This window comes from Kitasatospora sp. NPDC002040 (assembly GCF_040296785.1).
Classification (GTDB): Bacteria; Actinomycetota; Actinomycetes; order Streptomycetales; family Streptomycetaceae; genus Kitasatospora.
Window position 1 is genome coordinate 149,195 of the sequence record NZ_JBEOXV010000012.1, and the last position, 20,801, is coordinate 169,995.

Below are 20,801 nucleotides of genomic sequence, written 5' to 3' on the forward strand. Positions count from 1 at the left end.
CGGGCGCCGGCCCGGCGTCAGAAGTCGACCGCGTCACGGATGATCGGGCAGGTCATGCAGTGCCCGCCGCCGCGGCCGCGGCCGAGTTCGGCACCGACGATGGTGATGACCTCGACCCCGGCCTTGCGCAGCAGGGTGTTGGTCTGGGTGTTGCGGTCGTAGGTGAAGACCACGCCCGGCTCCAGCGCGACGGCGTTGTTGCCGCTGTCCCACTGCTGGCGCTCGGAGGCGTACACGTCGCCGCCGGTCTCGATCACCCGCAGCTTCGGCAGACCGAGCGCCCGGGCCACCACCTCGACGAAGCTCCGGGGCGCCTCGTCGACGATCTCCACCCCCGGGGCCTTGTCGCCGGGTCGCAGGGTGAAGGTGTGCACCGCGTCCATGATGGTCGGGTACAGGGTGACGATGTCCCGGTCGGCGAAGGTGAAGACGGTGTCCAGGTGCATCGCCGAGCGCAGCTTGGGCATCCCCGCCACCACCACCTGCTCGGCCGCGCCGTGCCGGAACAGCTCGGCCGCGACCTGGGTGATGGCCTGTCGGGAGGTGCGCTCGCTCATGCCCATCAGCACCACGCCGTTGCCGACCGGCATGATGTCGCCGCCCTCGAAGGTGGCCTGCCGCCAGTCCACCTCGGGGTCGCCCCACCAGACCTTGGAGCCGGCGTAGTCGGGGTGGAACTCGTAGACCGCCTTCATCAGCAGCGTCTCGTCGTGCCGGGCCGGCCAGTACAGCGGGTTGAGCGTGACGCCGCCGTACAGCCAGCAGGTGGTGTCCCTGGTGTAGAGCGTGTTGGGCAGCGGCGGCATCAGGTACTCGCGCACGCCGGTGGACTCGCGGGCCAGCGCGACGTAGCCGGAGCGGAAGTCCTCCGGCAGGTCGGAGGTGGCCAGTCCGCCGATCAGGAACTCGGCCAGCTGGCGCGGGGCCAGCGTCTCCAGGAAGCCGCGGGTGCCCTCCAGCAGGCCGATGCCGACCTCGTTCGCGATGATCTTGCGGTCGAGCAGCCAGTCCCTGGCCCCGGGCCGGGCCATCGTCTCGGCCAGCAGCTCGTGCAGCTCGACCACCTCGACCCCGCGCTGGGTGAGCTTGTTGACGAAGTCGGCGTGGTCGCGCTGGGCGTTCTCCACCCACATCACGTCGTCGAAGAGCAGGTCGTCGGCGTTGGACGGGGTGAGCCTGCGGTGCGCCAGCCCGGGCGCGCAGACCAGCACCTTGCGCAGCCGGCCCACCTCGGAGTGGACGCCGTTGGCGGGCCTGACCGCCTGGTCGTTGTTGGTCATGGGGTGCCTTTCTTCGGTGGGGCCGCGAGGTGGCGGACCGTCAGAGGCTGATCCAGCCGACGGCCAGGGCGATCACGCCGAGGACCGCACCGGCGATCGAGACGGCGAGGATGACGAGCTCGGCGGGCGAGAAGAGCTTGCGGCCCTGCTCCCGCCGGGCCATCACGAACAGCACGGTGGCCGGGGCGTAGATGATGAAGGAGACCAGCACGAACTTCAGCCCCGCCGCGTAGAGCAGGAACGCGGTGTAGACGGTGGCCAGCGAGGCGACCAGCAGCTCGGTGCCGCGGCCCTCCCGACGCCCCGTCAGCGGGTCCCGAACCACCGAGATCTTCAGCGCGTAGCCCGCCGCCAGCAGGAACGGGATCAGCGTCAGCGCACTGGTCAGGTCGAGCGCGAAGTTGAACGCGTCGTCGGAGAAGTACGTGACCACCAGCACCACCTGCGACAGCACGGTGGTCATCACCATCGCGGGCACCGGCACGTCGGCGGCGCTGACCCGGCCCAGGAAGCGCGGCATGTCCTGGTCCTTGGCGGCCACGAAGAGCACCTCGGCCGCCATCAGCGACCAGGCCAGGTACGCCCCGAGCACCGAGACGATCAGCCCGACGCTGACGAAGACCTTGCCCCAGGTGCCGACCGCGGCCTCCAGCACCCCGGCCATCGAGGGCTGCCGCAGCTCGGCGATCTCCCCCATCGGCAGCAGGCCGTAGGAGACGATGGTGACCGAGGCGAAGACCGAGAAGACGCTCAGGAAGCCGAGCACGGTGGCCCGGCCGACGTCCTCGCGCCGCTTGGCGTGGCGGGAGTAGACGCTCGCCCCCTCGACCCCGAGGAAGACGAAGACGGTGGCCAGCATGGTGCCCTTGACCTGCTGGAACAGCGAGCCCGCGTAGTCGGCGCCGGCGAAGTTGTCGGCGAACACCGAGGCCTTGAAGTAGAACAGCGCGATCAGGACGAAGACCAGGATCGGCACGATCTTGGCGATGGTGACGATCCGGTTGATCGCCGCCGCCTCCTTGACGCCCCGTCGGATCAGGAAGAAGAAGCCCCACAGGCCGAACGAGGACAGCACCACCGCGAGCACCGTGTCGCCGTCGCCGAGCGCCGGGGCGATCGCGCCGATGGTCGACATGATCAGCACCCAGTACGTCACGTTGCCGACGCAGGCGCTGGCCCAGTAGCCGAAGGCGGAGAAGAAACCGAGGTACTCGCCGAAGCCCGCCTTGGCGTAGGCGTAGACACCGGCGTCCAGGTCGGGCTTGCGGACGGCCAGGGTCTGGAACACGAAGGCGAGCATCAGCATGCCCGTCCCGGCGATCCCCCAGGCGATCAGCGCCCCGGCGACGCCGGTCTCCTGGGCGAACCGGCGCGGCAGCGAGAACACCCCGGCGCCGACCATCGACCCGACCACCATCATGGTCAGGGTGAGCAGGGACAGCTTCGCGGCCGTCGAGGGCCCGCCCCCGGCGGGCTCCGCCGGGGCGCTGCCGGTCTCGGCGCTGCTCATCGCTGCCTCACTCTCTACCGCTGCTCCGAATCGGGGGCGGCCTCGGTCCGTTCGACCTTGAAGCCGGTGATGCCGTACAGCACACTCAGGGCCGGGCTGGCGTAGTTGAAGACGCAGTACGGCAGGTAGGACAGGGTCGGCACGCCGAGCACGGCGCCCATGAAGGCGCCGCAGGAGTTCCACGGCACCAGTGGCGAGGTGACGGTGCCGCTGTCGGCGGCCAGCCGGGACAGGTTGGTCGGGGCCAGGCCGCGCCGCTCGAACTCCAGCCGGAACACCCGGGAGGGCAGCACCAGCGCGATGTACTGGTCGCCCGCGACCACGTTCAGGCCGAAGCCGCAGAGGAAGACGGTGAGGAAGAGCCGGCCGGTGCTGCCGGCCGAGCGGATCAGCGGGTCCACCAGCCGGGCGATCAGGCCGAACTCCTCCAGCAGGGCGCCGAAGGTGACCGCACCGATGATCAGCCAGAGGGTGGCCAGCATGCTGTCCATGCCGCCCCGGGAGAGCAGCCGGTCGATCTCGCCGATGCCGGTGTCGATCGAGAAGCCGTTGGCCATCGCCGACCAGACCGCCTTGACCGACTCCAGCACCGGGTTCCCCTCGCCCGGCACGAAATCGGCCACCACCGAGGGCTGCAGGAAGGCGCCGAGCAGGCCGGCGAACAGCGCGGAGAACGCCAGTGCCAGCGAGGCCGGCACCTTGCGGACCGAGAGCACCGCGAGCAGCACCAGCGGCAGCAGGTTCAGCGGGGTGATCCGGTAGATCCCGTTCAGGGCGCTCAGCTCGGTCGCCTCGCCGACCGGGTTCTGCACCTCGGGGCCCTGGACCAGGCCGAGCACCAGCAGGACCAGGAAGGCGAGCCCGAACGCCGGTACCGAGGTCCAGGCCTGACGCCTGATGTGCTGGTGCAGGTCGACCTTGACCAGCTGCGCGGTGAGCACCGTGGTCTCCGACAGCGGCGAGAGCTTGTCCCCCAGGTAGGCGCCGCAGATCACCGCGCCGGCCGTGATGCTGGTGGAGACCCCGAGCATCCCGGCGACGCCGACCAGGCCGACGCCGATGGTGCCGGCCGTGGTCCAGGAGCTGCCGATGCTGAGCGCGATCAGGCCGCAGATCAGCGCGGTGGCCGCGTAGTACCAGCTCGGCGAGAGGATCTGGATGCCGTAGTAGACCAGGGTGGGGATGGTGCCGGAGAGGTTCCAGACGCCGATCAGCGCGCCGACCGCGAGCAGGATGAACATCGCGCTGGTGATCGAGGAGAGGGCGCCCTGCCCGGCCCGCTGGATCTCCTCCCAGCGGTGGCCGTTCTTCAGCGCGACCAGGGCCGCGACCATCGCGCACAGGATCAGCGCGACCTGGATCGGTCCGTCCAGCGCGTCCAGGCCGAACAGCGCGAGCGCGCCGGCGACCAGCAGGACCAGCACGGCCATCGGCAGGACGGCGTCCGCCACGGACGGCTCGCGCACGGGGCCCGGCGGTCCGTCCTCCGGTTCATCGGCCACCTCGGGAGCGTATCAACCATTTGCCCGATATGTCCGGATCAACGGGGCCGACGGAGCGTCAACTCCCGGCCGTGCCCCGGGACGCGCCGAGCCGGTTGCCCGCCCACACCAGGGCCGCGCCGACCCCCGCGAACGCCAGCGTGACCAGCAGGCAGGCCACCCCCACCCGGCCGTACCCGTCGGGGTGCCGCGGATCGAGGAAGGGGTACGGGTACCAGTCCACCACCGCACCCCGGATCAGCGTGTACGACAGGTAGAGCAGCGGGAACAGCAGCCAGGACAGCGCCCGCTGACGGCTGATCGGGCGCCGCGGCGGGTCGGCCAGCCAGTCGGCCAGCAGCACCAGCGGCAGCAGCCGGTGCACCACGGTGTTCACCCAGGGCAGCAGCGGGCCGAGGTCGTAGCCGGACAGCGCGACCGCGTAGACCAGACCGGTGATGGTCATGTAGAGCACCACCCCGCCCCGCACCAGGTCCGGCACCCGGCCCCGGCCGAGCAGTCCGAGGGTGCCACCGACCAGCAGCACCACCACCGCGGCCATGTTGCTCAGGTTGGTGAAGTAGCTGAAGAAGTTGGCCATCGACAGATCCAGCAGCACGGTCCGGTGCGCCTGGACCCCCAGCGCGACGGCGGCCAGCAGGCCGAAACCGAGTCGCAGCACGTTCAGCACCCGGTCCCGCACGGGCCACCGCCTTCACCTCGTCCGACCGTTGCGATCATCATGACGGCGAAGCGGCGGCCCGGCGCTGCGCCGCTCCGGCCCGGCGTGTCGGGTCAGGCGTGGGTGCCGCCGTCGATCCGGATCTCGGTGCCGGTGACGAAGGCACCGTCGTCCGAGGCCAGCATCGCCACCACCGAGGCCACCGCCTCGGGGCCGGCGAAGCCGTACCCGTTGCCGGACTGCAGGGCCGGGCTGAGCTTGGCGAACAGCGACATGTCGGCGTCGGCCGGGATGCCCGGACCGCGGTTCTGACCGCTGCTGCCGGAGGCGTCGGTCATCCCGCTGCTGATCGAGCCGGGCGCGACCGAGACCGCGCGCAGGCCCTGCTTGGCGTACTCGGCGGCCAGGGTGTGGGTGAAGGACTGCACCCCGCCCTTGCTGGCCGCGTACGCCGCCATGTACGGGTGGGCGAAGGCCGCCGAGGTGGAGCTGAAGTTGACCACCACGCCGCGCCCGGTGGCGAGCAGGGCGGGCAGCGCCTCACGGGTCATCAGGAACGTGCCCGTCAGGTTGACCCGCAGGACGGTGTTCCACAGCTCCAGGCCGGTGCGGTCGGTGTGCTCCGAGCGCAGGATGCCGGCCGCGTTGACCAGGGCGTCGAGGCCGCCGAGGGCCTCGATCGCGGCGGCCGTGCCGGCCACCGCCGAGGCCTCGTCGCCGATGTCGACGGTGAGCGTGGTCAGCCGCCCGTCGGTGCCGTCGGCGGCGGCCAGCTCCCGGGTGGCGGCCAGCCCGGTCCCGGCCACGTCGGCGCCGACGACCCGGCCGCCCTCGGCCAGGATGCGGCGGACGGTGGCCTGGCCGATGCCGGAGCCCGCGCCGGTGATCAGTACGCGGCGGCCCTCGAAGCGGTTCATGGTGCTCTCCTGCTGGACGATCCGATGGTTCGTCCTGCACGGTACGCCGAGATGGCACGTTGTGCCACTCGCGCATCCCGTGCCTGTCCGGCACTAGACTCGCCCCGTGCCCGACCAACGCCCCTCCCTCACCGAGCGCCGCAAGGCCGCCACCCAGCAGGAGATCGCGCTCGCCGCCGCCCGGCTGTTCGCCGAACACGGGGCGGCCGGCTGCACCGCCGAGGCCATCGCCCGCTCGGCCGGGCTCTCGCTGCGCACCTTCTACCGGTACTTCCGCACCAAGGAGGACGCCGTCGGGCCGCTGCTCTCCGGCGGGGTCAGGCACTGGGTCACCGAGCTGGCGCTCAGCCCGCCCGAGCTCTCCGTCCCCGAGGCGCTGGAGCACTCCGCCCGGATCGCCCTGACCCCCTCGGACGAGTACCCGGCCGCCACCTTCGAGTGGGTCCGCGGGCTGCTCCGGCTCACCCCCGCCGAACCCGACCTGCTCGCGGTCTGGCACCGGGTCCACCACGAGTCCGAACTCGCCCTCGCCCCGGTGATCGGCACCCTGGCCGGGCCGGCCGCCGACCCGCTGGAGCTGCGGCTCGCCGCGGCCGCCGCCAACACCGCGATGCGGGTGGCGCTGGAGACCTGGGCCGCGACCGAGGACGCGCCGGAGCTGATCGCCGACCTCGGCGCCCGGTGCATCCGGGAACTGACGGCGGGTCTGCACCTCTGGCGCTGAGCGGCCGTCAGGCCCGGGCCGTCACAGGAACGTCAGAGCGGGACCACCGCCACCGGGCAGTGCGCGTGGTGCAGCACCGCGTGCACCGCGGTGCCCAGCCGCAGCCCGAGGTGCGGGGCCGGTTCGTGCCGGGCCATCACCAGCAGGGCCGCCTCCTTGGAGGCGTCGACCAGGGTGGCGGCGGTCGGGCCGCTGTAGTCCACGGCGTCGATCGAAAGCTCCGGGAACTCCTCCCGGACCGGGGCGACGGTGCGGCTCAGCAGCTGCTCGTGCAGCTTGGCCTCCTCCCCCAGCTCGTCCAGCATCGGCGCGGCCCGGGTCACGTCCGCGACCACCGGTGACCAGGTGTGCAGCGCCCGCAGCGGCAGCCCGGCGCGGAGCGCCTGCCGCGCGCCGAAGCGCAGCGCCGGTGCGTCCCGCTCCTCCCGGATCGCCACCAGCACGTGCCTGCCCTGCTCCGGCGGGACCCGGACCACCACCACCGGGCCGGTGGCGTGCGCGCAGACCCGCAGGCTGACCGAGCCCAGCAGCAGCGAGGCGAAACCGCCGTGCCCCCGGGTGCCGACCACCGCCAGCTCGGCGTGCTCGGCGGCGGTCAGGACGGCGGCCGCCGCGTCGCGCGGCACCACGTCACCGGTCGGGCTCAGGGCCGGGTGCGCGGCCCCGACCAGGGCCAGCGCCTCGTCCAGGACGGCCTGTGCGTTCTTCAGGATCAGATCGGTCACGGCGGCACCGGCCCGGGGCGAGAGGGTCACCGTCCCGGTGTTGACGGCGTACACCAGGTGCAGCCCGCACCCGCGCCGTTCGGCCTCCTGGGCGGCCCAGTCGGCGGCCACCGCGGCATGGGGCGAGCCGTCCACCCCGACCACCACACCTGCGGGGGATCGAATGTCCATGATCGCCTCCGAAGCGTCGACGCCTCCCTCCAGCATGCGCCTCGGGACAGCCGAAAGGGGCCCCCGCAGGGGCCCCTCCCGGTGCGCGGTCAGGCCTTCGACTGCTCCCACTCGGTGCGGTAGTCGAGGAAGATCTGCCGCAGGTGGTGGCCGATCTTCAGGTAGTCGAGGTCGTCCAGGTTGGCCAGCGAGACCCGGACCGACCACTCGGGGCCGTCGAAGCCGCCGCCGTTCAGCAGCACCACACCGGTCTGCTCGGCCAGCCGGAACAGCGGCTCGGTCGCCTCGTAGGTCTTCTCCAGGTAGGCCGCGAACTCCGGCCCGGCGGTCCGCTCGGCCTCCGCCAGCAGGTCCAACTCGATGTAGTACCCGGCCCGTTGCGGGTCGTCGGCGATCTTCATCTCGGAGCCCTCCAGCAGCAGGGCCAGCCGCTGGTGCACGATCTCCTGCACCTTGGCCTTGTACGCCTTGCCCTCGGGCAGCAGCGCGAACAGCGAGAACAGCGACATCTGCACCTGCTGCGGCAGGCTCAGCCCGGCGGTGTGGTTGAGCGCCACCTGCCGGGAGTCGGCCACCAGCCGGTCGATGAAGCGGATCTTCTCCGGCTCCAGGGTCAGGGTGCCGTACCGCTTGTTCAGCCGCGCCTTCTCCTCGGCCGGCAGCTTCGCCAGCATCTCGTCCAGCACGTTGTCCTTGTGCAGGCCGATCACGCCCAGCCGGTGGCCGGTGCAGCCGTAGTGCTTGGAGTAGGAGTACACCAGCAGGGTGTTGCGCGGCAGGTCGGCGGCGATGGTGCGGAAGCCGTTGACGAAGGTGCCGTACACGTCGTCGGTGACGATCAGCAGGTTCGGGTTCTTGGTCGCCACGATCTGCTTGATCTGGTCGGCGACCCGCTGGGAGAGCGCCAGCGACGGCGGGTTGGAGGGGTTGACCAGGCAGACCAGCTTGACCGCCGGGTCCTCCAGCTTGGCCACCTCCTCGGTCGGGTAGCGCCAGCCGCGCACGCCGGTCTCGGCGAAGTTGGACGCCTCGACCTTGACCACGTCGAAGTCGAAGGTGTCCAGCTCGGCGATCTCGATGTACGGGGTGAACACCGGCACCATCAGGGCGATCTTGTCGCCCTTCTTCAGGATGCCGTTCTTCATCAGCGAGTCGAAGATGTAGCACATCGCGGCGGTGCCGCCCTCGGTGGCGAACAGGTCGAGCTGGTCGGCCGGCGCCCGGTCGTCCATCAGCTCCTCGCGCAGGTAGCCCCGGACCACCTGCTCACCGTGCGTCAGCATCCGGTCCGGCACCGGGTAGTTGTCGCCGATGGTGGAGTCGGCCAGCTCGTGGATCCAGGCGTCCCGGTCGAAGCCGAACCGCTGCACGGCCAGTTCGATCGAGGCGGTCAGCAGCTCGATGCCGGGCAGCTCGGGGTGCGAGCGGGTGAACTTGTCGTAGCGCTCGGCGATGCCCTGCTTCTCCGGCATGCCGCCCAGGTTGTCGGCGGTCCACACCCGGCGGCTCTCGGAGAGCGAGAAGTGGCCGAGCGCCAGGAACGCCTCGCGCGGACCGGTGGCGATCCAGTTCGGGTTGCCGCGCCCGGCGTTCAGCATGTGCGCGTTCGACTTGCCCTTCTGCCCGGGCTGGTCGGCCTGGTACGCCTCGGCCAACTCGATGAAGCGGCCCTTGAGTTCGAACGGGCTCAGCTGGGCCAGTCGGCGGATCTCGTCGCGGCTGATGGAAGGCTTGCTCATGAGGGTCTCTCTCCTAGCCGAGCAGGGCGACGATGATGGCGCCCCAGATGGTCAGCAGGACGTTGCCTGCCGCGTACGGGATGGTGTAGCCGAGCGTCGGGATCTGGCTCTTGGCCTCTTCGTTGATGGCACCGATCGCGGCCGTGGTGGTCTGCGAACCCGCCACCACGCCCATCAGGATCGGCGTCCGGATCTTGAAGATGAAGTGCCCCACCAGCAGACCCACGATCAGCGGGATCACGGTGGCCACCGCGCCCCACACCAGCAGGCCCCAACCGGCTTGGGAGAGACCGCTGCTGAAGCTCGGACCGGCGTTGATGCCGACGATGCCGACGAAGGCGCACAGGCCGAAGGTGTCCATGAACCACTGGGCGCCGGGCGGCACGTTGCCGTAGGTGGGGTACCGGCCGCGGATCCAGCCGAAGATCAGGCCCATGATCAGCGCGCCGCCGGAGGTGGAGAGCGAGATCGGCACCCCGCCCGCGGTCAGCGCCGGGATGCCGATGCAGCCGCCGAGGAAGATGCCCAGGCCGACCCAGATCATGTCGGTGGCGAAGCTGGTCGGCACCGACTTGCCGAGCGCCGAGGTGGCCGGGTCGACCAGCCGCTTGGGGCCGGTCAGCACCAGGGTGTCGCCGCGCTCGAGCTCGGTGGAGAGCCGGTAGGGGAACTCGGCGCCGGAGCGGTAGATCTTGTCGACGAAGACGCCGACCATGAACGGCTCGCGGCGGATCTGGGCGACGGTCTTGCCCAGGTGCTCCTTGTTGGAGACCACCACGTGCAGGTTCTCGGTCTGGTAGCTGAGCAGGCCCGCGTCGTCCGACTCCGGGCCGATCTGCCGGGCCGGGTCGAACTCCACCAGGTCGTGCCGGAGCGCGCTGACCGCGATCACGTCGTCCTGCTGGATCACGGTCTGCTGGGTGTGGTCCAGGATCTCGCCGCCCCGGCGGACCCGGGTGATGTAGATCCGGCGGCCCTGCTCCTGCTGTTGCGACTCGATGTCGTCGATGGTCCGGCCGACCAGGCCGTTGCCCGCGACGGTGAAGGCGCGCAGCACCACCTCGTAGTAGCCCTCGGCCAGGTCCGGGTTGGACTCCGGGGCGTCCAGCTCGATCGCCAGCGCCTTGGAGTCCGCCTCCAGGTTGCTCTTCAGCAGCCGGGGCGCGATGTTGGCCAGCAGCACCGCGCACAGGATAGTGCCCAGCGGGTAGGTGACCGCGTACCCGATCGGCACCAGGTTCTGCTCGGCGGTGATCTGGTCGGCGGTCAGGCCCTGGATGTTGCCGATCGCGTCCTGCGCGACACCGATGACGGCGGACTGGGTGAGCGCGCCGCCCAGCAGGCCGGCGCCCAGACCCGGGCCGTAGCCGAGCATCTCGGCGAAGGCCCAGCAGACCAGCAGGCCGGTGACGCAGACCACCACGGCCACGGCGACCTGCGGCAGGCCGTCCTTCTTCAGGCCGCGGAAGAACTGCGGGCCGACCTTGTAGCCGAGGGCGAACAGGAACATGATGAAGAAGACCGACTTCACCGTCCCGTTGACGCTCACGTCGGTGACCCACCCGGTGAACAGCCCGGCGATCAGACAGCCCGTCACGGCGCCCAGCCCGATGGCCTTGTAGCGGATCTTCCCGACCAGGAAGCCGATCGCGATGGTCAGGAAGATCAGTAGTTCCGGATACGGCTTGAAGACGTGATCAGTGATCCAGTCCATCGTGGTCCTTAGCGGGGGTCAGAGGCCGATGATGCCGACCAGCACGGGGCCGGTGAGCGGGAGCAGGAAGTTGGAGATGGTGTACGTGATCGTGTAGCCGAGCATCGGCACGCTGCTCTGGGCGACATTGCTCACGGCGGTGATGGCGGGGGTGGAGCACTGCTGGCCGGCGATCGCACCGATCAGGATCGGCGGCTCGATCTTCAGCAGCTTCCGGCCGACGAACAGCGACAGGAAGGCGGGGATCACCACCATCAGGACCCCGGCCGCCGGGAGCAGCACCGGGTACTGCTTCAGCAGCGGCCCGGCGTCCGGCCCGGCCGCCATGCCGGTGACGGCGATGAAGATGGACAGGCCGAGGTCCTTCGCGGTCTGCGCCGCGACCGGCGGGTAGGCGCCGAAGGTGGGGCGCTGGGCCCGCAGCCAGCCGAACACCAGGCCGGCGATCAGGCAGCCGCCGCCGGTGCCGAGGGAGAGGTTCACCTCGCCGGCGTGGACCGTGACCATGCCCAGCAGCACGCCCGCGCAGATGCCCAGGCTCAGGTAGATGTAGTCGGCGGTGTCCTGACGGACCGTCGCGCCGACCCGGGCGGCGAAACGTTCCACCTTGGCCCTGGCGCCGACCACGGTCAGCGTGTCGCCCCGGTGCAGCTCGGTCTCGCCGACGGCGGGCAGGTGGTGGTCGACCCGCTGGATGTCGGTCAGGTAGACCCCGCCGACCGCCTCCGGTTCGGCGGCCCGGAGCGCGGCGACGGTCCGCCCGCTGACGTCCTTGCGGGTCACCACCACCTCGCGGACCGCGAGCGGGCTGTCCAGCCCCGGCACGCCGGAGGTCTCCGGGCCCAGGTCGTGGCCGGTGTCCATCACGGCCTCGCGCCGCCCGACCACCAGCACCCGGTCGCCGCGCCGCAGTTGGAGCCCGGGCTCGACCGTGAGCACCTGGTCGCCGCGCTTGACGCCCTCGATCGAGACCAGTCGGCGCGACTCGGCCTCCAGCGTGCCGACCCGGCTGCCCTCGCCCTGCGAGACCAGGTAGGTGCGGCCGACCAGCGCGGGCAGCGCCGCCTGCTCGTCCGCGCCGATGCCGCCCTCGCCGCCGCGCATCTTCTCCCAGACCGCGCGGGAGGCCTCGGGGAGCTTGATCCGCAGCAGCAGCGGAAAGATCTGGCTGGTCAGCATGACGATGCTGACCAGGCCGAACAGGTAGCAGACCGAGTACGCGGTGGCGACGTGCGCCTGGAGCTGCTGGGACTGGTCGTCGGTGATGCCGCCGAGCTGGCTGATCGCCTCCTGTGCGGTGCCGACCACGGCGGACTCGGTGGCGGCTCCGGCCAGGATGCCGGCGGCGGTGCCGACGTCCAGGTCGAAGCCGACCGCGAAGCCGATCGCGAGCAGGATCACCACGGCGGCTTCCAGCACCGAGAGCACGCCGAAACGCAGGCCCTTGGCGTTCATGTTGGCGAAGAACTGCGGCCCGGCCATGTAGCCGAGCGAGAAGATGAAGAGCGCGAACGCCACGTTCTTCACGTCGCTGTTGACCGAGACGTGCTGGGCGCCGATCAGCATCGAGACGATCAGCGTCCCGCAGATCCCGCCGAGCTGGATCGGACCGACCTTGAGCTTGCCGACCAGGTAGCCGAGCGCCAGGCAGGCGAACAGGGCCAGGACGGCGTTCTCCCGCAGCAGGCTCACCTGAGCCACCGTCCGGCTGACGGTGGCTCAGGCGTGGGATCGGCAGGTCGCCAGGAGCGGATCATGCCTGCGATTACATCGCATATATAGGCTTATGTCCTTTTTGACACTCCGCTGTGGTCACTTCTTCGATGGACCGTTCGGGTCCGTCCGCCGGGGGTCAGGCCGGGACCAGCTCCTTGGCCGGAACACTCTCCTCCGCCTCGATCCGCAGCTCCGGGAGCAGCCGGTCCAGCCAGGCCGGCAGCCACCAGTTGGCCCGGCCGAGCAGCGTCATGGTGGCCGGGACCAGCAGCAGCCGGACCACGGTGGCGTCCACCAGGACGGCGGCCGCCATCCCGACGCCCATCATCTTCACCGTGATGTCCGGGTCCAGTGCGAAGCCGATGAAGACCGCGACCATGATGGCCGCCGCGCTGCTGATCACCCGTCCGGTCGCCGACAGGCCGCGCACCACGCTGCCCCTGGCGTCCCCGGTGGCCAGCCAGTCCTCCCGGACCCGGGCCAGCAGGAAGACCTCGTAGTCCATCGACAGCCCGAACAGCACGGTGAACATCAGGATCGGCACCCAGCTGGAGACCGGGACGGCGTGCGGCAGGCCGAGCAGGTGGGCGCCCGTGTCGGTCTGGAACACCGCCGTGGTCACCCCGTACGCGGCCGCCACCGAGAGCAGGTTCATCGCCGCCGCCTTGACCGCCAGCACCGGCGCCCGGAACAGCAGGGTGAGCAGGATCAGCGAGAGCGCCACCACGAACGGGACCACGATCCAGAGCCGTTCGCTCAGCCGGGCCGAGATGTCCGCGAACACCGCGACCACCCCGGTCGCCTCCGCGCCGGCCGGCAGCAGGCCGCCGCGCAGCCGGTCCAGCAGCTCGGTGGTCCGCTCGTCCTGCGGCCCGGTGCTCGGCCGGACCGAGACCACCGCCGCGTCACCGGCCCGGTTCTGCACCGCGGGCGCGACCGCCGCGATCCCCGGGTCGGCCTTCAGCCGGGCTTCCAGGGCCGGGAGTTCGGCGGCCGGCAGGGTGCGCAGGTCGATCGCGATCACCAGCGGACCGTTCGCCCCCGGGCCGTACGCGTCGGCCACCAGGTCGTACGCCTTGCGGGTGGTGTTGTCCGCCGCCTGGCTGCCCGCGTCCTGCGGCCAGGTCCGCATCCCGAGCATCGGCGCGGCCAGCGCGAGCAGCACCACCAGCGAGGCCAGCCCGGCGGCCAGCGGACGGCGGCCGATCAGCTCGGCCCAGCGCTCCGTCCGGGTCGGCCCGGTGGCGGCCTTCCTGGTCGGGTCGGACCGCTCGGAGCGGCGCAGCAGGCGCGGCCCGGCCAGCGAGCAGAGCGCCGGGACCAGGGTCAGCGAGGCCAGCATCACCGCGCCGACCACGGCGAAGGTCGCGTAGCCGAACGAGGCGTAGGTGGACAGCCCGGCCAGCCGCAGCCCGAGCAGCGAGACCAGCACCGTGGCCCCCGCGACCACCACGGAGGACCCGGCGGTCGCGGTCGCCTCGGCGGCGGCCTGCTCCTTCGTCAGCCCCTTCCGCAGGCCCTCGACATGACGGCTCACCAGCAGCAGCGCGTAGTCGATGCCCACCCCCAGGCCGACCATGGTGGCCACCGTCGGGGCGGTCGCGCTGATGTCGGTGACGGCCGCCAGCAGGGTGGTCAGCGCGGTGCCGAGGCCGAGCCCGGCCAGCGCCACCAGCAGCGGCAGCCCGGCCGAGACCAGGGTGCCCAGGGCGATCACCAGGATCACCAGCGCGGCCACCACGCCGACCAGCTCGGCGGTGCCGTCCGGGGCGGAGAAGTTCTCCGGCAGCTGGCCGCCGAACTCCACCTGGAGCCCGGCCGCCTCGGTCGGCCGCCCGGCCCCGCGCAGCGCGTCCAGGCCCTCGGAGCCCTTGAACTCGGTGATCAGCGCCCGGTAGGAGACCTGGAGCAGGGCGGTGTCGCCCCGCTCGGAGAGCACCGGCTCGCCGACCGAGCCGACCTTCGGCAGGGCGGTCAGCCGCTGCCGCAGCTCGGCCAGCACCGGCTCCGGCAGCCGGTCGCCCTCCCGGTCGTGCACGACGACCCGGGCGCCCGCCCCGGACATCTCCGGGAAGCGCTCCGCCAGCAGGTCCCCGCCGGCGGTCGAACGGGTACCGGGGACCCGGTAGTTGTCGCGCGGCTCGCCGCCGAGGGCGGCGGCCAGGCCGAAGGCGGCGACCAGGATCAGGAGCCAGGCGAGCAGGGTCCGCCACGGTCTGGCGGCGGCGGCGCCACCCAGGCGGCCGAGGAACGAGGACATGCGGGAGCCTTCCGGCGGTTTCCGTTGAGACTCCCCCAGCCTGCACACCCGCACTTGGAACCCACTTGGCGCCGGCCACCGCCCCCGGCAGCAGCGATCCAAGGCCGCCGAACGGCAACGGCCCAGAGCCTCCGGCGGCGGGGCGTCGGGGTGCTGCGGGGTCTGCCTCGGCGGACGTCACCCGTGCGCAGCCGGGTCAGCTGCCTTCGTCTTCGCCCCGGCCCCCGAATCGCAGCCCCGGGTGGGCGGCCGCCGGACGGCGGCCGCCCCGGCTCCCTGGTGGCGGGCCGTCAGCGCAGGGCCGGCAGCACCGTCTCGGCCACCCGGTAGGCCTCCTCCAGCAGCGGGTTGCCGGACAGGATGAAGGTGTCCACGCCCAGGTCCTGGTACTCCCGGAGCCGCTGCACCACCTGCCGGGTGCTGCCGACCACGGCCGTGCCGGGGCCGGGGCGGAACAGGCTCATGCCGGGCCACAGGTTGGGATGGGTCTCCAGCTCCCGGGCCCGGGCCGGCACCCGGCCGCCGTGCTGGCGGAACTGCCGCTGCCAGCCGACCCCGTCCTCGGCGCCGTCCCCCAGCATCCGGGTGTACGTGGCCTCGCTGGTGACGTCGAGCAGCCGGTCGGCGGCCGCCCAGGCCTGCTCCTCGGTGTCGCGGACGATCAGGTGCAGCCGCAGCCCGAGCCGCAGCGTCCGCCCGTGGTGGGCGGCCCGCTCGCGGACCTGCCGGAGCTTCTGCTCCAGCAGGTGCGGCGGCTCGCCCCAGGTCAGGTAGACGTCGACGTGCTCGGCCGCCATCTCGATCCCCGGTGCCGAGGAGCCGCCGAACCACAGCGGGGTGTGCGCCCCGCCCTGGACCGGTGCCAGCTCGCGCAGCGAGCTGCCCGCGCCCGGCAGGTCGTAGAACCGGCCCTTGTGGTCGAAGACCTCACCGGCCGTCAGGCGCTTGACGATCGACCAGTACTCGGCGCTGAGTTCGTAGCGCTCGTCGTGCTCCAGGTGCAGGCCGGACTGGCGCAGCTGCTCGGTGGAGCCGTTCACCACGTTGAACCGCAGCCGGTCCGGGCCGAACAGCTGGCTGAAGCTGAGCGCCATCTTGGCCAGCAGGGTCGGCGAGATCAGCCCGGGGTGCACGGCGAGCAGCGGTTTGAAGCTCGGCCGGGTGACGGCGGCCAGCGCGCTCGCCAGCGGCCAGACGTCGTACAGGTCGGTGGCGAACAGCGCGCCGTCGTAGCCGAGCCGGTCGGCGGCGACGCCGAGCTGCTGGAGGTAGGCCAGGTCGACGCCCCGGCGGCCCTCGGGCTCCCAGGGGAAGGCGCCCTCGCGCGGGATGACGTACCAGAGGATCTCGGGGGTGGGCATCAGCGGGCTCCGAGGACGGCGTCGGCGACGGTGATCGGGGTGGGCAGGAAGCCGGCCGCGGCCAGGATGTCGGCGGCCTCCTGCTGTTCGGCCAGGAAGGCGGCGGAGACCGGCTCCAGCTTCCAGGGCAGGGCTTCGAGCGCCTGCCGCCAGTCGGCCTCGGTGCCGCCCTGGTCCGCGGCGGCGATCGCGGCCGCCTCGTCCAGGTGCGCGGCGGCCCAGGCGTCCGCCTGGCCGAGCGCGGCCACGATGGCCTCGACCAGCCCGGGGTGGGCGAGCGCGAAGTCCCGGCGGGTGAAGAAGACGGACCGGTCGGTGATCACCTCGCCGGCCTCGGCCAGGACGCGGACCGTACCGGAGCGGCGGGCGGCGGCCAGCTCGGCGCCCTGCGCCACCCAGGCGTCGATCCGGCCCGCGAGCAGCTGCTCGTAGGAACCCCCGTCCGAGCGCAGCGCGGTGATGTCGGTGCCGTACGAGAGCCCGGCCCCGGCCAGCGCCTTGGCGGTGAAGTGGGTCTGCCAGGAGCCGATCGCCAGCGCGACGGTCCGGCCGCCGAGGTCGGCGACGGTCCGGATCGGGCTGTCGGCGGCGACCAGCAGCGCGCCGTGGCCCGGCCGCGGTGCCGAGACGGCGGCGTAGACCAGGTCGTGCCCGGCGGCCTGGGCCGAGAGCGGCGGGGTGGAGCCGGTGCCGCCGAAGTCGATGGTGCCGTCCGCGAGGGCCCCGGCGGTGTCGAGGCCGCCGACCTGGTGCCAGGCCACGGTCTCGCCGAGCGGGGCCAGGGCGGCCTCCAGCAGGCCGAGCCGGGAGAGGTGGTACAGCGAGGGGTTGGCGTTGTGCACACCGATGTTGACAGTCATTCAGTTCGCTCCAGCGGGAATCGGGGTGTGCACGCCGAGGTCGGCGAGCAGGCGGCGCCTGAGGTCGGCGAAGGCCGGGTCGGCGGGGTCGCGGGGGTGGTCGATGGGGATCCGCTGGTCGGTGACCAGCTTGCCGTCGCGCAGCACCGCGACCCGGTCGGCCAGCCGGACGGCCTCCTCGACGTCGTGGGTGACCAGCAGTACGGCCGGTCGGTGGGCCCGGCACAGCTCGCCGACCAGGTCCTGCATCCGCAGCCGGGTCAGCGCGTCCAGGGCGGCGAACGGCTCGTCCAGCAGCAGCAGTTCGGGCTCCCGGACCAGCGCCCGGGCCAGCGCGACCCGCTGCGCCTCGCCGCCGGACAGGGTGGCGGGCCAGGCGTCGGCGTGCCGCTCCAGGCCCACCTCGGTCAGCGCCCGCAGACCGGTCTCCCGGCTCGCCGCGCCGCGCGGCAGACCCACCGTCACATTGGCCAGCACCTTCTTGGAGGGCACCAGGCGCGGCTCCTGGAAGACGACGGTACGGGCCTCGGGGACCAGCACCGTCCCGGCGTCGTGGTGGTCGAGCGCACCGAGGATGCGCAGCAGGGTGGTCTTGCCGGTGCCGCTGGCACCCAGCAGGGCCAGGAACTCGCCCCGGGCGATCTCCAGGTCCAGGCCGTCCAGCACGTGGCGGTCGCCGAAGGTGCGGCGCAGGCCGCGCAGGTGCACGGCGGTGTCGGGGGTGACGGTCATCGCTGGGCTCCCTGGGTGCGCCATGGCATGAGCAGTCGTTCCAGCAGGCGGACCACACCGTCCGCGAGCAGCCCGATCAGGGCGTAGACCAGGATGCAGACGGTCAGGATGTCGGTGCGGGAGTACTCCTGCGCGGTGGACATCAGATAGCCGATCCCGGCGGTGGAGTTGATCTCCTCGGCGGCGATCAGCGCGATCACGCTGAGCGTCATCGACAGCCGCAGGCCGGAGAGCAGCGACGGCAGCGCGCCGGGCAGGACCACCTCGCGCACCAGCGCGGCCCGGCCCATCCCGAAGCTGCGCATCGCCTCCACCAGCTTGCGGTCGGTGTTGCGCACCCCGCCGGCGGTGGAGACGTACATCGGGAAGCTGGTGGCCACCGCGATCAGCACCACCCGGGCGGTCTCGCCGATGCCGAACCACACCATGAACAGCGGCACCAGCGACAGGAACGGGATGGTGCGCAGCAACTGCACCGAGGAGTCGAGCAGTTCCTCGCCGAGCCGGGAGAAGCCGGTCAGCACGCCGAGCGCGAGCCCGATGCCCGCGCCGATCAGCAGCCCCGAACCGGCCCTGGTCAGCGAGACCGAGAGCGCGTCGGCGAGCTGGCCGCTGCTCCACAGCTCGCCGAGTGCCTGCAGCACCGCGCCGGGCGAGGCCAGCAGGTCGGTGGTCAGCAGGCCGGTCGCGGAGGCGGTGTACCAGGCCAGCAGCACCACGAGCGGGCCCAGGGTGCGCAGGCCGAGGGCGAGCCCGGGCCTGCGCCTGCGGGCCGTCCGGGGCCGCGGGGCGACCAGGTGGGTGGTGGTCATCCGGCGCTCCCCGGGAGGGTGTTGACGTCGATCAGGTACGGCTTGACGTCGAAGAAGCCCTTGGTGATGCCCTGGTCGGCGAAGAACTGCGCGACCGAGTGGAACCGGGTCAGATCGGCCTCGGTGATCGGCTGGGCGGTGCCCTTCGCCTTGTCGATCGGGATCTGGATCGCCTGCTGTGCGGGGCTGACCGCCTCCGGGCCCGCCGTGGTCTTCACGTTCAGGTACGCCGCCGGGTCCTGCTGCTGCTTGAGTCCGGCCTCGTGCAGGTAGTCGTACAGCGCCTTGACCACGGCGGGGTGCGCGTCGGCGAACTTGGTGCGCACCGTCCAGACGGCGTGGTTGTCCGAGCCGACCTGGCCGCCGGTGACCAGGAAGTGCGCGTTGCGGTCCGCGAGTTGGGGGACGGCGTAGGTGCCCCAGGTGGACCAGGCGTCGACCTGGCCGGAGTTGAAGACCGGGGCGATCTGGTTGGGCTGGAGGTAGACCCGCTCGACCCGGTCGACCGGGATGTCGTTCTGCTTGAGCGCCTTGAGCAGCAGGTACTCGCTGGTGCCGCCGTGCCAGACCGCGATCTTCTTGCCGACCAGGTCCTGGACGGTCTTGATCGGGGAGTCGTTCTTCACCAGGATGCCCTCGCCCAGCTGGTCGGGGGCGACCGCGGCGAACAGCTTGAAGCCCGGCGACTGGGCCAGCGCGGCGGTGGCGGAGGTGATCGAGCCCTGGGCGAAGTCCAGTGCGTCGGCGTCGAGTTGCTGGGCGGCGGGGGCGAAGGGCCCTGCAGTGCCGGTCCAGGCCACCTTGGCGTTGACCTTGGCCAGGGCCTTGGCGAGCGAGCCGTCCTTCTTGGCCAGCGCCAGCAGGCCGGAGTTGCCGTCCTCGGGGATCCGGACCTCGATCTGCCCGGCCCGGTCGCCGGCGGCCGCGCCGCCGTCACCGGCCGAGGAGCCGCAGGCGGCGAGGCCCAGCAGGGCGGCGGTCAGGAGTGCGGCGGACGGGAGCCAACGGGGGTTCATGGTGTGTCGCTTTCTGCGGAGGTGTCAGACGCCGGTGCGGCGGCGGGAGGCGAGCAGGGTGCGGGCCTGCTCCAGCGGTGCGGGGTCGGCCCAGGACCGGACGTCGACCCGTTCGGGCAGGAAGCCCTGGGTGGAGAGGAAGCGCTCCTGCTGCGCCAGCAGGTCCAGCCGTTCGTCGGAGAGGTCGAGTTGGAGCGAGTGCCCGGTGTCCTGCCGGTAGGCGCCCGCCACGCCGTCCGCCCCGGCGCCGGTCTCGGCGCTCAGGATGCGGGCCAGCTCGGCGGGCCGGTCGCGGGCCCAGTCGGCGGCCTCGACCAGCACCGCGAGGAACCGCGCCACCAGGTCGGGACGCCGGTCGAGCAGCCGCTGGTGGACGGTGATCGGACGCGGGGTGCCGTTGTTGACCCGGGCCCGGCGGTCCGGGAGGGCGTCCAGGTCGACCGCCACCACCGCGCCGTAGCGGGCGGCGGCCTCGACCGCGAGTGCGCCCTTGACGTAGACCGCGTCCACCCGGCCGTCCCGCAGGGCGGCCAGCTCGCCCTCCCACTGGCCCTGCGGCGAACCGGCCACCTCGGTCAACTCGGCGTCGGCCAGGGTGAGTCCGGCCTGCGCCAGGGCTCCGGCGAACCCGCTGAGCGCCATCGCCCGCCAGAAGTCGATCCCGATCGCGTGCACCGGGACCGCCAGCCGCAGCCCGCGCAGCCCGGCCGGGTCGCGCACCCCGCTGTCGGCCCGGACCAGGATCGACTGCCGCTCCTCGATCCAGGTCAGCGCGACCACCCTGGTCTCCTCACCCCGTGAACGGGCCCACAGCGCGGGCACGTTGCCGCCCTCGCGGAACAGTCCCTCCAGGGCGTGGGTGTAGTGGTGGTCGGCGGCCACGGCGGCGGACACGTCCTGCAGCGAGCGGACGGTGATGCCGTCGGGGGCGAACTCCTCGGCCAGCAGGCCTCGGTCGGCGGCGATCCCGGTGGCGGTGGGCACCGGGCAGCGGGTGAACCAGAGTTGGTCCATGGCGGGACTCCCAGGAAGGGGGGTGACGCCCTGACGCACGGGGGCTTTCACCACGCGGCAAGGCAGGAGGCGGAACGGGGTCGGGCA

At 72.2% G+C, this 20,801-nt stretch carries 17 protein-coding genes; 1 reads left to right on the forward strand and 16 read right to left on the reverse strand.

Features of this window, described 5'->3' with window-relative positions; all coding sequences use genetic code 11:
* Positions 1 to 17: 17 nt before the first annotated feature.
* The 5 genes from ABT118_RS24090 to ABT118_RS24110 all read right to left on the reverse strand — a co-directional run bounded on the left by ABT118_RS24090 (position 18) and on the right by ABT118_RS24110 (position 5,870).
* The gene (locus tag ABT118_RS24090; RefSeq protein WP_350672500.1) at positions 18 to 1,280 is read right to left on the reverse strand and encodes an arginine deiminase; all 1,263 of its coding nucleotides are present in this window, start codon (positions 1,278 to 1,280) and stop codon (positions 18 to 20) included.
* Positions 1,281 to 1,320: 40 nt separating this feature from the next.
* Positions 1,321 to 2,790, reverse strand: coding sequence for a basic amino acid/polyamine antiporter (locus ABT118_RS24095; RefSeq protein WP_350672503.1), 1,470 nt, complete (start codon positions 2,788 to 2,790; stop codon positions 1,321 to 1,323).
* Positions 2,791 to 2,804: 14 nt separating this feature from the next.
* Positions 2,805 to 4,292: a Na+/H+ antiporter NhaC gene (nhaC, locus tag ABT118_RS24100; RefSeq protein ID WP_350672505.1), complete on the reverse strand. Its 1,488-nt coding sequence runs from the start codon at positions 4,290 to 4,292 to the stop codon at positions 2,805 to 2,807.
* Positions 4,293 to 4,350: 58 nt separating this feature from the next.
* Positions 4,351 to 4,974 carry a Pr6Pr family membrane protein gene (locus ABT118_RS24105; protein WP_350672507.1) on the reverse strand — a complete coding sequence of 208 codons (624 nt, stop codon included), beginning with the start codon at positions 4,972 to 4,974 and terminating at the stop codon, positions 4,351 to 4,353.
* 92 nt (positions 4,975 to 5,066) lie between these two features.
* Positions 5,067 to 5,870: an SDR family NAD(P)-dependent oxidoreductase gene (locus ABT118_RS24110; protein ID WP_350672509.1), complete on the reverse strand. Its 804-nt coding sequence runs from the start codon at positions 5,868 to 5,870 to the stop codon at positions 5,067 to 5,069.
* 106 nt (positions 5,871 to 5,976) lie between these two features.
* Here ABT118_RS24110 and ABT118_RS24115 point away from each other — a divergent pair, with 106 nt between their 5' ends.
* Complete coding sequence (locus ABT118_RS24115; RefSeq protein ID WP_350672510.1) at positions 5,977 to 6,594, forward strand: TetR family transcriptional regulator; 618 nt, start codon at positions 5,977 to 5,979, stop codon at positions 6,592 to 6,594.
* A gap of 32 nt (positions 6,595 to 6,626) precedes the next feature.
* Here ABT118_RS24115 and ABT118_RS24120 read toward each other — a convergent pair whose 3' ends face one another.
* The 11 genes from ABT118_RS24120 to ABT118_RS24170 all read right to left on the reverse strand — a co-directional run bounded on the left by ABT118_RS24120 (position 6,627) and on the right by ABT118_RS24170 (position 20,714).
* Positions 6,627 to 7,490, reverse strand: a complete 864-nt coding sequence (locus ABT118_RS24120) for a universal stress protein (RefSeq protein ID WP_350672512.1) — start codon at positions 7,488 to 7,490, stop codon at positions 6,627 to 6,629.
* A gap of 89 nt (positions 7,491 to 7,579) precedes the next feature.
* Positions 7,580 to 9,229: a bifunctional aspartate transaminase/aspartate 4-decarboxylase gene (locus tag ABT118_RS24125; RefSeq protein ID WP_350672514.1), complete on the reverse strand. Its 1,650-nt coding sequence runs from the start codon at positions 9,227 to 9,229 to the stop codon at positions 7,580 to 7,582.
* A 13-nt stretch (positions 9,230 to 9,242) separates the two neighbouring features.
* Positions 9,243 to 10,943, reverse strand: a complete 1,701-nt coding sequence (aspT, locus tag ABT118_RS24130; protein WP_350672516.1) for an aspartate-alanine antiporter — start codon at positions 10,941 to 10,943, stop codon at positions 9,243 to 9,245.
* 18 nt (positions 10,944 to 10,961) lie between these two features.
* The gene (gene aspT, locus ABT118_RS24135) at positions 10,962 to 12,635 is read right to left on the reverse strand and encodes an aspartate-alanine antiporter (protein ID WP_350672518.1); all 1,674 of its coding nucleotides are present in this window, start codon (positions 12,633 to 12,635) and stop codon (positions 10,962 to 10,964) included.
* A 160-nt stretch (positions 12,636 to 12,795) separates the two neighbouring features.
* Positions 12,796 to 14,919, reverse strand: coding sequence for an MMPL family transporter (locus ABT118_RS24140; RefSeq protein ID WP_350672520.1), 2,124 nt, complete (start codon positions 14,917 to 14,919; stop codon positions 12,796 to 12,798).
* A 290-nt stretch (positions 14,920 to 15,209) separates the two neighbouring features.
* Positions 15,210 to 16,280, reverse strand: coding sequence for an LLM class flavin-dependent oxidoreductase (locus ABT118_RS24145; RefSeq protein ID WP_350672522.1), 1,071 nt, complete (start codon positions 16,278 to 16,280; stop codon positions 15,210 to 15,212).
* Positions 16,280 to 17,140 (reverse strand): ABC transporter substrate-binding protein, encoded by an 861-nt coding sequence (locus tag ABT118_RS24150; RefSeq protein ID WP_350672524.1) that lies wholly within the window; start codon positions 17,138 to 17,140, stop codon positions 16,280 to 16,282. Before ABT118_RS24150 ends, ABT118_RS24145 begins: the two co-directional genes overlap by 1 nt.
* Complete coding sequence (locus ABT118_RS24155; protein WP_350672525.1) at positions 17,141 to 17,872, reverse strand: ABC transporter ATP-binding protein; 732 nt, start codon at positions 17,870 to 17,872, stop codon at positions 17,141 to 17,143.
* Positions 17,869 to 18,684 carry an ABC transporter permease gene (locus tag ABT118_RS24160; RefSeq protein ID WP_350672528.1) on the reverse strand — a complete coding sequence of 272 codons (816 nt, stop codon included), beginning with the start codon at positions 18,682 to 18,684 and terminating at the stop codon, positions 17,869 to 17,871. The genes ABT118_RS24155 and ABT118_RS24160 overlap by 4 nt, the downstream gene beginning before the upstream one ends.
* A complete protein-coding gene (locus ABT118_RS24165) occupies positions 18,681 to 19,700 on the reverse strand; it encodes an NrtA/SsuA/CpmA family ABC transporter substrate-binding protein (protein ID WP_350672530.1) in 1,020 nt (339 codons plus the stop codon). Before ABT118_RS24165 ends, ABT118_RS24160 begins: the two co-directional genes overlap by 4 nt.
* Positions 19,701 to 19,724: 24 nt before the next feature.
* Entirely contained in the window at positions 19,725 to 20,714 is a 990-nt protein-coding gene (locus tag ABT118_RS24170) for an ABC transporter substrate-binding protein (protein WP_350672532.1), read from the reverse strand.
* Positions 20,715 to 20,801 lie beyond the last annotated feature (87 nt).

Bases quoted from the DNA above. Each gene is read 5' to 3' on its own strand.
- ABT118_RS24160 (WP_350672528.1), bottom strand. From the start codon at position 18,684: ATGACCACCACCCACCTGGTCGCCCCGCGGCCCCGGACGGCCCGCAGG.
- ABT118_RS24090 (WP_350672500.1), bottom strand. From the start codon at position 1,280: ATGACCAACAACGACCAGGCGGTCAGGCCCGCCAACGGCGTCCACTCC.
- ABT118_RS24150 (WP_350672524.1), bottom strand. From the start codon at position 17,140: ATGACTGTCAACATCGGTGTGCACAACGCCAACCCCTCGCTGTACCAC.
- ABT118_RS24170 (WP_350672532.1), bottom strand. From the start codon at position 20,714: ATGGACCAACTCTGGTTCACCCGCTGCCCGGTGCCCACCGCCACCGGG.
- ABT118_RS24145 (WP_350672522.1), bottom strand. From the start codon at position 16,280: ATGCCCACCCCCGAGATCCTCTGGTACGTCATCCCGCGCGAGGGCGCC.
- ABT118_RS24120 (WP_350672512.1), bottom strand. From the start codon at position 7,490: ATGGACATTCGATCCCCCGCAGGTGTGGTGGTCGGGGTGGACGGCTCG.
- ABT118_RS24125 (WP_350672514.1), bottom strand. From the start codon at position 9,229: ATGAGCAAGCCTTCCATCAGCCGCGACGAGATCCGCCGACTGGCCCAG.
- ABT118_RS24110 (WP_350672509.1), bottom strand. From the start codon at position 5,870: ATGAACCGCTTCGAGGGCCGCCGCGTACTGATCACCGGCGCGGGCTCC.
- ABT118_RS24140 (WP_350672520.1), bottom strand. From the start codon at position 14,919: ATGTCCTCGTTCCTCGGCCGCCTGGGTGGCGCCGCCGCCGCCAGACCG.
- ABT118_RS24165 (WP_350672530.1), bottom strand. From the start codon at position 19,700: ATGAACCCCCGTTGGCTCCCGTCCGCCGCACTCCTGACCGCCGCCCTG.
- ABT118_RS24095 (WP_350672503.1), bottom strand. From the start codon at position 2,790: ATGAGCAGCGCCGAGACCGGCAGCGCCCCGGCGGAGCCCGCCGGGGGC.
- ABT118_RS24155 (WP_350672525.1), bottom strand. From the start codon at position 17,872: ATGACCGTCACCCCCGACACCGCCGTGCACCTGCGCGGCCTGCGCCGC.
- aspT (WP_350672516.1), bottom strand. From the start codon at position 10,943: ATGGACTGGATCACTGATCACGTCTTCAAGCCGTATCCGGAACTACTG.